General features: G+C 73.9%; 9 protein-coding genes. All 9 read left to right on the plus strand.

Translation table 11 applies throughout. The annotated features are described in order from the left end of the window. Window positions 1-304: RsmE family RNA methyltransferase (locus tag GFJ45_RS14260; protein WP_153398360.1), on the plus strand; the 304-nt coding region annotated here is incomplete at its 5' end. 66 nt (window positions 305-370) lie between these two features. Beyond that, on the plus strand, window positions 371-724 hold the full coding sequence (locus tag GFJ45_RS14265; RefSeq protein WP_153398362.1) for a histidine triad nucleotide-binding protein: 354 nt from the start codon (window positions 371-373) through the stop codon (window positions 722-724). Between the two features lie 13 nt (window positions 725-737). Next, a complete protein-coding gene (locus GFJ45_RS14270) occupies window positions 738-1,784 on the plus strand; it encodes a PhoH family protein (RefSeq protein WP_153398364.1) in 1,047 nt (348 codons plus the stop codon). Further along, entirely contained in the window at window positions 1,781-2,293 is a 513-nt protein-coding gene (gene ybeY, locus GFJ45_RS14275) for an rRNA maturation RNase YbeY (protein ID WP_153398366.1), read from the plus strand. The genes GFJ45_RS14270 and ybeY overlap by 4 nt, the downstream gene beginning before the upstream one ends. Continuing rightward, on the plus strand, window positions 2,290-3,732 hold the full coding sequence (locus tag GFJ45_RS14280; RefSeq protein WP_153398368.1) for a hemolysin family protein: 1,443 nt from the start codon (window positions 2,290-2,292) through the stop codon (window positions 3,730-3,732). Before ybeY ends, GFJ45_RS14280 begins: the two co-directional genes overlap by 4 nt. Then, complete coding sequence (gene era, locus GFJ45_RS14285) at window positions 3,729-4,673, plus strand: GTPase Era (protein WP_153398370.1); 945 nt, start codon at window positions 3,729-3,731, stop codon at window positions 4,671-4,673. The genes GFJ45_RS14280 and era overlap by 4 nt, the downstream gene beginning before the upstream one ends. Before the next feature lie 111 nt (window positions 4,674-4,784). After that, window positions 4,785-5,789 carry a dihydroxyacetone kinase subunit DhaK gene (gene dhaK, locus GFJ45_RS14290; RefSeq protein ID WP_153398372.1) on the plus strand — a complete coding sequence of 335 codons (1,005 nt, stop codon included), beginning with the start codon at window positions 4,785-4,787 and terminating at the stop codon, window positions 5,787-5,789. A gap of 2 nt (window positions 5,790-5,791) precedes the next feature. Next, window positions 5,792-6,418, plus strand: coding sequence for a dihydroxyacetone kinase subunit DhaL (gene dhaL / locus GFJ45_RS14295; RefSeq protein WP_153398374.1), 627 nt, complete (start codon window positions 5,792-5,794; stop codon window positions 6,416-6,418). 25 nt (window positions 6,419-6,443) lie between these two features. Next, on the plus strand, window positions 6,444-7,354 hold a 911-nt coding region (dhaM, locus tag GFJ45_RS14300), incomplete at its 3' end, for a dihydroxyacetone kinase phosphoryl donor subunit DhaM (protein WP_194288687.1).

The raw sequence follows: 7,354 nt of genomic DNA on the forward strand, positions 1-7,354 counted from the left end.
CTCCCGGGTGCCCACGGTCGCGCCGCTGGCCGACCAGCGCGCGCTGCGGGAGCGGGTGGCAGCGGCCGACCTGGCGCTGGTGCTGCACGAGGACGGCAGCGAGCCGGTGGCCACGGTGCCGCTTCCGGACGCGGGTGAGGTGCTCCTGGTGGTGGGGCCCGAGGGCGGGCTGGCCCCGGAGGAGACCGCCGACCTCGCCGACGCCGGAGCCCGCGTGGTGCGGCTCGGCCCCACCGTGCTGCGCACCTCCACGGCGGGTCCGGCGGCGCTGGCGGTGCTCTCCGCCCGGGAGCGCTGGACCTGACGACGCGCCCACACCCGACGCCCCGTCCCGCGCCCGATGGCAGCGACGGCCGATAGTCTGCCGAGCATGACCGAGTGCCTGTTCTGCCGGATCATCGACGGGCAGATCCCCGCCGACATCGTCCACCAGACCGAGCGCGTGCTCGCCTTCCGCGACATCCAGCCGCGCGCGGCGACCCACGTGCTGGTCATCCCGCGCGCCCACCACGCCAGCCTGACCGAGCTGGCCGACGCCGACCAGGGGCTGCTGGCCGAGCTGTTCCTGGTCGCCCGGGAGGTGGCGCGGCTGGAGCAGGTGCAGGACAGCGGCTACCGGCTGGTGAGCAACGTCGGCGCCGACGCCGGCCAGGAGGTCGACCACGTGCACGTGCACGTGCTCGGGGGCCAGCGGCTGGGCCCGGTCGCGCGACCGCGCGACTAGACTGACCCCCCTGATGACACAAGCCTCACCCACCGGCGGGGACGCCGCCGGCCCCACTCACACCGTGGTGGTGCCGCCCGAGGCGCCCATGGTGTCCCTGCTCGGACCGAGAGACGAGCTGCTGCGCACGCTGGAGCGGGCCTTCCCCGCCGTCGACGTCCACGTCCGCGGCAACGAGTTCCGGCTCACCGGCGATCCGGACGAGATCACCCTGGTCGAACGGCTCATCGACGAGATGCTCGTCGTCGTCGCCGCCGGGCAGGCGCTCACCCGGGACGCCGTCGAGCGGTCCGTGCAGATGCTGCGGGGCCGCTCCGGGGACCGGCCCGCCGACGTGCTGACGAAGAACATCGTCAGCAGCCGCGGCCGCACCATCCGGCCCAAGACGCTGAACCAGAAGGAGTACGTCGACGCGATCGACGCCCACACCGTCGTGTTCGGGATCGGGCCGGCGGGGACCGGCAAGACCTACCTGGCCATGGCCAAGGCGGTCGCCGCACTGCAGGCCAAGGAGGTCAACCGGATCATCCTCACCCGCCCGGCCGTGGAGGCAGGGGAGCGGCTCGGGTTCCTGCCGGGCACCCTCAACGAGAAGATCGACCCCTACCTGCGGCCGCTGTACGACGCGCTGCACGACATGGTCGACCCCGACTCCATCCCGCGGCTGATGGCCTCCGGCACCGTCGAGGTCGCCCCGCTGGCGTACATGAGGGGCCGCACCCTCAATGACGCCTTCATCATCCTCGACGAGGCGCAGAACACCTCGGCCGAGCAGATGAAGATGTTCCTCACCCGGCTCGGCTTCGGCTCCAAGATGGTCGTCACCGGTGACGTCACCCAGGTCGACCTGCCCGGCGGCACCCAGTCGGGGCTGCGGGTGGTCCGCGACATCCTCGCCGACGTCAACGACGTCCACTTCTCCGAGCTGACCAGTCAGGACGTGGTGCGGCACCGGCTGGTCAGCGACATCGTCGACGCCTACGGCCGCTGGGACGCGACCCAGCGCGCGCCGCGGAGCCACCGCGGGCAGCGACCCGGCCCGGGGACGGGCAGCCGATGAGCGTCGAGGTGCTCAACGAGTCCGGCGAGGTCCCGGCACCGGTGGCCGAGCAGGAGCTCGCCGACCTGGGCCACTACGTCCTGGACCAGCTGAAGGTCCACCCCCGGGCCGAGCTGACCATCACCCTCGTCGACGAGGCCACCATGGCCCGGCTGCACGAGCAGTGGATGGACCTGTCCGGGCCCACGGACGTGATGAGCTTCCCCATGGACGAGCTGCGGCCGGGCACGGCCGACGAGGAGCCGCAGGAGGGCATCCTGGGTGACGTCGTGCTGTGCCCGTCGGTGGCCCGACGACAGGCCGAGGAGGCCGGGCACGCCGTCGCCGACGAGGTGCTGCTGCTGACGACCCACGGGATCCTGCACCTGCTCGGCTTCGACCACGCCGAGCCGGCCGAGGAGCAGGAGATGTTCGACCTGCAGCGCACGCTGCTGCTGACCTTCCTCGCCCGCCGGGGCCGGTCCTCGACCGCCGCCCCCCGCACCCCCGGCGCCGCCGACCCGCGATGACCACTCTCGTTGTCGTCGCCGTCCTGGCGACCCTGGTGGCCTCGCTGCTCTCGGCCGCCGAGACCGCGCTGTCGCGGATGTCCCGCCACCGGGCCGAGCAGCTGGTGGAGGAGCGGCGCCGGGGCTCCAGCGCGCTGCTGCCCATCCTGCGCGACACCGCCCCCTATCTCGCGGTCGCCACGTTCGTCCGGGTCGCGGCCGAGGCCACCACCGCGGTCGCGGTCACCGTGGCGGTCGACACCGTGACGGACAGCCACTGGCAGACCGCGCTGATCGCGATCGGCATCATGGTGGTCGTCTCCTTCGTCCTGGTCGGTGTCTCGCCCCGGACGCTGGGGCGGCAGCACTCCGAGGACGTGGCGCTGCTGGCCGCGCCCGTCGTCCGCGGGCTCCGGCTGGTCCTCGGCCCGGTCGCGAAGCTGCTGGTGCGGTTCGGCAACGCGATGACCCCTGGCCGCGGCTACGCGGAAGGGCCGTTCGCCTCCGAGGCCGAGCTGCGCGAGCTGGTGGACCTGGCCGGGGAGTCGGCCGTGATCGAGGCCGACGAGCGGGAGATGATCCACTCCATCTTCGAGCTCGGTGACACCGTCGCCCGGGAGGTGATGGTTCCGCGCCCGGACATGGTGACCATCCCGCAGCACAAGGTGCTCCGTCAGGCGATGTCGCTGTTCCTGCGCTCCGGGTTCTCCCGCATCCCGGTCATCGGCGACGACAGCGACGACGTGCTGGGACTGCTCTACTTCAAGGACGTGGCCCGCCGGGTCAACGCCAGCCCCCGGGACGCCGAGCAGGTGCCGGTCACCGAGGTGATGCGCCCGGTGCACCGGGTGCCGGAGAGCAAGTCCCTCGACGGGCTGCTGCGGGAGATGCAACAGGACCGGGCCCACTTCACCATCGTCATCGACGAGTACGGCGGCACCTCCGGTCTGGTCACCATCGAGGACATCATCGAGGAGATCGTCGGCGAGATCACCGACGAGCACGACCGAGAGGTCCAGGAGGTGGAGACCCTCGAGGACGGCCGGGTGCGGGTGCCCGCGGCGATGCCGGTCGACGACCTGGCCGAGCTGTTCGACGTCGAGATCGAGACCGAGGACGTGGACACCGTCGGCGGGTTGCTGGCCAGCCTGATCGGGATGGTGCCCATCGTCGGCTCCGTCGGGGCCGTCGCCGGGCTGGAGCTGACCGCCGAGCGGATGGCCGGCCGGCGTCGGCGGGTCGCGACGGTCCTGGTGCGCCGGCTGCCGGCGGAGTCCACCGCCGACCAGCACGAGGATGACGGTGCCCAGGTGCTCGCCGCGGAGCCGGCCGCCGACACCGACACCGACGCGCCGGACCGTGGCCGGGTCTTCACCCGCGACCCGGCAGGCCGCGGGGAGCAGCCGGTCCGCGAGGGCCGGCGGCCCGGCCGAGGACACGACGAGGAGGGGTCCGCGTGACAGGTGCACAGGACGGTGACGGTGCCGAGGAGGTGGGCTTCCGGGCCGGCTTCGCCTGCCTGGTGGGTCGCCCCAACGCCGGCAAGTCCACGCTGACCAACGCCCTGGTCGGCACCAAGGTGGCGATCACCTCCAGCCGGCCGCAGACCACCCGGCACACCATCCGCGGGATCCGCACCACCGAGACCTCCCAGCTGGTGCTCGTGGACACCCCCGGGCTGCACCGGCCCCGCACCCTGCTCGGGGAACGGCTCAACGACCTGGTGCGGGAGACGCTGCTCGGGGTGGACGTCATCGGGTGCTGCCTGCCGGCGGACCAGCGGCCCGGGCCGGGTGACCGGTTCATCGCCCAGGAGCTGACCGAGCTGCGCCGCGGTCGCCGGGTCCCGGTGGTCGCGCTCGCGACCAAGTCGGATTTGGTCGGTCGGGAGCGACTGGCCGAGCACCTGATCGCGGTCGACCAGCTGGGGGAGTGGGACGAGATCGTCCCCTGCTCGGCCACGACCGGAGCCCAGGTCGAGGAGGTCGCCGAGGTGCTGACCTCCTACCTGCCGCCCTCGCCGCCGCTCTACCCGCAGGGTGTGCAGACCGACGAGCCGGACGCGGTGCTGGTGGCCGAGCTGGTGCGCGAGGCCGCGCTGGAGGGGGTGCGCGACGAGCTGCCGCACTCGCTGGCGGTGGTGGTGGAGGAGATGGTGCCTCGCGCCGACCGACCCGCCGAGCGGCCGCTGACCGACGTGCGGGTCAACGTCTACGTCGAGCGGCCCAGCCAGAAGGCCATCGTCATCGGCCGGGGCGGCTCCCGGCTCCGGGAGGTCGGCACCCGCGCCCGACGCGGCATCGAGCAGGTGCTCGGCCACCCGGTGTACCTGGACCTGCACGTCAAGGTCGCCAAGGACTGGCAGCGCGACCCCAAGGCGCTGCAGCGCCTCGGGTTCTGACGCAGCCGCTGCCCGGACCCGGCGAGGTCGACGTCCCGCGGGACCGCGGACGGGGTGGTCACGCACCGGTGCCCCCTGGTGAGGGGCCGTCGTTGGTGGTTGGCTACGGGCATGAAGAAACTCATCAACGACCCGGGCGACGTCGTCGCCGAGGCCCTGGTCGGGATGGCAGCCGCCCACCCCGACCGGCTGCGGATCGACCATGAGCAGCGAATCGTCTACCGCGCCGACGCGCCCCGCCAGGGCAAGGTCGGGCTCGTCTCCGGGGGCGGCTCGGGGCACGAGCCGCTGCACGGCGGGTTCGTCGGACCGGGGATGCTGGACGCCGCGTGCGCCGGGGAGGTCTTCACCTCCCCGGTCCCGGACCAGATGATGGCCGCCACCCGCGCCGTGGACGGCGGCGCGGGGGTGCTGCACCTGGTGAAGAACTACACCGGCGACGTGATGAACTTCGAGATGGCGGCCGAGCTGGCCGCCGCAGAGGCGGGCACCGAGGTCGCCTCGGTGGTCATCGACGACGACGTGGCCGTCCAGGACTCCCTCTACACGGCCGGGCGTCGCGGCGTCGGACTGACCGTGCTGCTGGAGAAGATCGTCGGGGCGGCCGCGGAGGAGGGCCGCTCGCTGCAGGACTGCGCCGACCTGGCGCGTGCCCTCGTCGCCGACGGGCGGTCGATGGGCATGGCGCTCACCTCCTGCACCGTCCCGAGTGCCGGCCGGCCCACCTTCGACCTCGCCGAGGACGAGATCGAGCTGGGGGTCGGGATCCACGGTGAGCCGGGCCGGGAGCGCCGGCCGCTGGCCCCGGCCCGGGAGGTCGCCGCGATGCTGGTGGAGCCGGTCCTCGCCGACCTGGACGGCGCCGGGGACGACGGCGTGATCGTGCTGCTGAACGGGATGGGCGGGACACCGCTGATCGAGCTCTACCTGATGTACGGCGAGGTCGCCCGCCTGCTCGACGGCGCCGGGGTGCGGGTGGCGCGCTCGCTGGTGGGCAACTACATCACCTCCCTGGAGATGGCCGGGTGCTCGGTCACGCTGCTGCGGGCAGACGAGGAGCGGGTCCGGCTCTGGGACGCCCCGGTGAACACGCCCGGCCTGCGGTGGGGAGCCTGACGATGGCGACCGTCGAGAACTTCACGGCCTGGGTGCACGACTTCGCCCGGACCATCGCCGAGCACAGCGAGCAGCTGACCGACCTGGACCGCGCGATCGGCGACGGCGACCACGGCAGCAACATGACCCGCGGGACCGCCCGGTGCGCCCAGCTCACCGACGAGCAGACCTTCACCGGCCCCGGCGACTACCTCAAGAAGGTCGGGATGACCCTGGTCAGCACGGTCGGCGGGGCCAGCGGGCCGCTCTACGGCACCTTCTTCCTGCGGATGGCGACCTCGCTGACCGAGGTGGACGACGTCGGCCCGGAGCAGCTCGGCACCGCCCTGGAGGCCGGCGTGGAGGGGATCCTCACCCGTGGCCGCGCCGAGCGCGGCGACGCGACGATGTACGACGCGCTGGCGCCCGCGCTGGAGTCCTACCGACAGGCCGTCGCCGACGGGGCGGACCTGGCGGGGGCGCTGGCAGCCGCGGCCAAGGCGGCGGCCGAGGGCCGGGACGCCACCACCGACATGGTGGCGCGCAAGGGCCGGGCGAGCTACCTGGGGGACCGCAGCCGCGGCCACCTGGACCCCGGGGCCGCGAGCGCGACGCTGCTGCTGGAGTCTGCGGCGCGGACTCTCGCGTGACCGCCGGGGCGGTGGAGGCACCGGCGTGACCGGCATCGTCGTCGTCAGCCACAGTCGGGCCCTGGCACGGGCCGCGGTGGCGCTGGCCACCGAGATGGCCGGCGGTGACGCCCCGCCCATCCAGGTCGCCGCCGGGCTGGACGAGGAGACCACCGGCACCGACGCGACCGCCGTCGCCGAGGCGCTGACCGCCGCGGACGACGGGCAGGGCGTGTTGGTGCTGGTGGACCTCGGGAGCGCGCTGCTGTCGGCCGAGTTGGCGCTGGAGCTGGTCGAGCCCGCGCTGGCCGGGCGGGTGCGGGTCTCCTCGGCGCCGCTGGTGGAGGGCCTGCTCGCCGCGGTGGTCGCGGCGGTCGCCGGTGGCGGCCCGGAGGAGGTCGACGCGGAGGCGCGGGCCGGGCTGCGCGGCAAGCAGGGCCACCTCGGCCAGGACGCTCCCACGGGGTCGGTGCAGTCAGCAGCGGCCACTCCCGGAGCGCCCGAGTCGGCCGCGGAACCGGATGCGTCGGTGGAGCTGGTGCTGCGGGACCCGCACGGGCTCCACGCCCGGCCGGCTGCCCGGTTCGCCCGGCTCGTCGCCGCCCAGCCGGAGGTCCGGGTGGAGGTCACCGACCTCGACAGTGGGCGAGGCCCGGCCGACGGGCAAAGCATGAGCGCACTGGCCGCGCTGGGCGCCCGCGAGGGTCACCGGCTCCGGGTCGCGGGCTGGGGGCGGGGCAGCCAGGAGCTGCTGGAAACGCTGCGGACCGCGGCCGCGGACGGGTTCAGCGCCGCCCCGCCGGCGCAGGAGCCGGGTGAGCGCTCGCGAACCGGCCCCGAGCATGCCGAGGGCTCCGAGCATGCCGAGGGCGCCGAGCATGCCGAGGGCGCCGGTGCCGAGGTGGGCGGCTCGCAGCTGACCATCTACGACAACCGGGACCGGGACGGCCAGACCGT

Origin of the sequence: Ornithinicoccus halotolerans (genome assembly GCF_009602535.1) — a bacterium.
Classification (GTDB): Bacteria; Actinomycetota; Actinomycetes; order Actinomycetales; family Dermatophilaceae; genus Ornithinicoccus; species Ornithinicoccus halotolerans.